1 protein-coding gene and 1 pseudogene are annotated in these 2879 nt (G+C 30.9%); both read left to right on the top strand.

The genetic code is table 11. The features are described 5' to 3' along the window. The first annotated feature begins 833 nt into the window (after window positions 1–833). A complete protein-coding gene (locus HRG09_RS27805) occupies window positions 834–1484 on the top strand; it encodes a lipoprotein BA_5634 family protein (RefSeq protein WP_174104028.1) in 651 nt (216 codons plus the stop codon). Window positions 1485–1612: 128 nt separating this feature from the next. Beyond that, window positions 1613–2879, top strand: a pseudogene (locus HRG09_RS27800) (IS4 family transposase); the annotation flags it as partial.

Here is a 2879-nt window from a genome sequence, read left to right as displayed (position 1 = left end):
TCCATGTATGTACATGGTCTTTTTACACCGTCTACCTAAAGGGGATAATATCAGGGATAGTCTTCTTAATTATTAATTAGTTGGAACAGCCTTTACAAACGGTGAGAATTTATCTTCATAGATACCTTAGCCTTTAAGACTATATAAGTCCAACGATTATTTTTAATAACTACTTCAGTCAAGTTTAGCGATTTTTCCGGTTTAATATTATCTATAATAGACGTACCACCAGCATTTTAATGAAAATATACGCTAAGCAAATTTCTTATGTACATTCTTTTTATGTTATTAACTACATCTTTCTAAAATACGAGCTAATTCTTTATGGTTTGTTTGCATAACCCAATGCCCACCTCTTTGAATAGAATATACATCCCATTTTCTCTCCTTTGCTATTTCAGCTGATTTTTGAAAAATAGGGGCCATTGGCCAATTTGCAGGATGATTAAAAATTTCTATATAGGCCTATGGCAACCATTCCTTCTTTTTTGAGCCACTCAGCAATTTTCATAGTTTTTAAGGCATTAATGTAACTTAAACATTCGTTTTGTTAGAATCCTATTTAAAATATCATATATTTACTGTTTTCATTGATAATGATTGGAATATATTTGCATATGTCCTGATAATCCCGTTTTGGTTGTCATACCCGTGCAGTTTAATAACAAGAGTTCTTTTTTATATACCATATGAAAGTATTTGTTAAGAAAAACTTAAGAAATCTCCTCATTTTTTGTTAAGAAACAATCTCTATACTTGGAAACGTACTGATAAAATTCATTCATATGGAAATTTTATTTATTGTAACTTTTAAACAGGAGGAATTTTAATTAATGAGAAAATTTCTATTTTTTTGTAGTGTTTTATTCATAATAGGAGCAGGATATTTTGTCTATCAAAATAAACCAAATATATTACTTGTATCTGGAAATCAACAACAAGTAGAAAAAGTAATAGAAGAATATAAGTCTAAATTAGCTTCTTCTACGTACTATAAAGAAAAAATTTTATGTAAGGATAATGAAAAACAATTATGTGATAATTTTAATACAAATTTAAGAATTTTGAATAAAACTACAGCTGAAAAATTAATACAGGAAAAGATGTTACAAAAATCAATAGGTCCACGTGTTACAGAACCAATTCATTCTTTACCATCAATTACAAAAGAAAAAAGTGTTGTGCATGGAAAAGACATTTCTAGTGAAGATATAAAGGTTGAAAATTATATAATTCCTGTAACAAGAGGAGAAGGTGAATTAGGTATTGGTGTAGGACAAGGACAAAAAATACAGTCTAAATTAATTATTGTTGATGATTCTATTTATAAAGAACTGCCATTGAAAGAAAATACTTTTGGTATATTGCGTTTTGATATTAAAAACATTTTAATGGATAATGTTCCAGGTCTAGGAGTTGTAGAAAAATCGTATTCAGAAGTAGAGACGATAAGAGTAAAAGCTAATAAAAAGATTAATTATTAACGTGCTATTTTTAGTTTTAATAGGGGTCACTATACATGCCCATCAGCTTAAGAGATTTTAATCCCCTCAAATACAAAAAAACGTTATCCTTTCTAAATAAACTAAATTAGAAAGGATGACGTTTTCTTATGCATTTTTCGATTCAAGATGAATTACAATCATTTGCGGAAGAATTACAACGATATGTTACACCTGTATTCTTAGAAGAACTTGCAAGAGAAATTGGATTTATAAAGAGAAAACGTAAGTTTTCTGGGTCAGACTTAGCTACTATGTGTATTTGGATTAGTCAACAGGTGGCAAGTGATCCCTTAGTCCGATTATGTAGTAGGCTCCATTGCAGCTACTGGTACTTTACTTAGCCCTGAAGGCTTAAATAAACGTTTAAATGCGAAAGCAATTTTGTTTTTACAAAATATTTTTTCTTTACTCTTACAACAAAAAGTATGTGAACAAACGCAAATTTCTAACCAGCTTTTCTCTTATTTTCAACGAATCCGTATCCTAGATGCCACCGTATTTCAAGTGCCAAATGCTTTAGAAAATGTATATCCAGGCTCTGGAGGATGCGCCCAAACAGCCGGAATCAAAATTCAATTAGAATATGATCTGCACAGTGGGGAATTTCTTAACTTTCAAGTTGGACCAGGGAAAAATAATGACAAAACATTTGGTACAGAGTGCTTAGATACCTTACGACCAGGAGATTTATGTATTCGTGATTTGGGTTATTTTTCATTGGAGGACTTAGATCAAATGGATCAACGAGGTACATACTATATTTCTCGTTTAAAATTAAATACGAATGTATATATGAAAAATCCAAACCCAGAATACTTTAAAAATGGCGTAATTAAGAAACAATCGGAATACATACAAATCGATGTGAAACAGATTTTGAAACAACTACAGCCTGGAGAAACATTTGAATTAAAACATGCTTATATTGGTGACAAACAACAACTATTTGCCCGTGTTATTTTTAATCGATTAACAGAAAAACAACTTCAAAAACGACGAGCGAAGATCGCGGAAAAAGAAAAATCCAAAAATAGAACGTACTCACAGAAAAGTAAAATGGCAGCGGGATTAAACGTGTACGTGACGAATACACCTTGGGAATGGGTTCCGATGGAACAGGTACATGAGTTATATACTTTGCGTTGGCAAATAGAGATTGTCTTTAAAACGTGGAAATCACTCTTCAAAATAGACCATTATCGTAATGTAAAACAAGAACGATTAGAATGCCAATTATATGGAAAGCTAATCGCTATTTTCCTATGTTCCTCTACTATGTTTAAAATGCGTCAACTTCTTTTACAAAAGAAGAAAAGAGAATTAAGCGAATATACGGCAATAGGGATGATCCATGATTATTTATATCTTTTATAT

Source organism: Bacillus sp. Xin1, assembly GCF_013314535.1.
Lineage (GTDB): Bacteria > Bacillota > Bacilli > Bacillales > Bacillaceae_G > Bacillus_A.
Note: the sequence above shows the minus strand (reverse complement) of the source record. Positions and strands in the feature narration are given on the sequence as shown.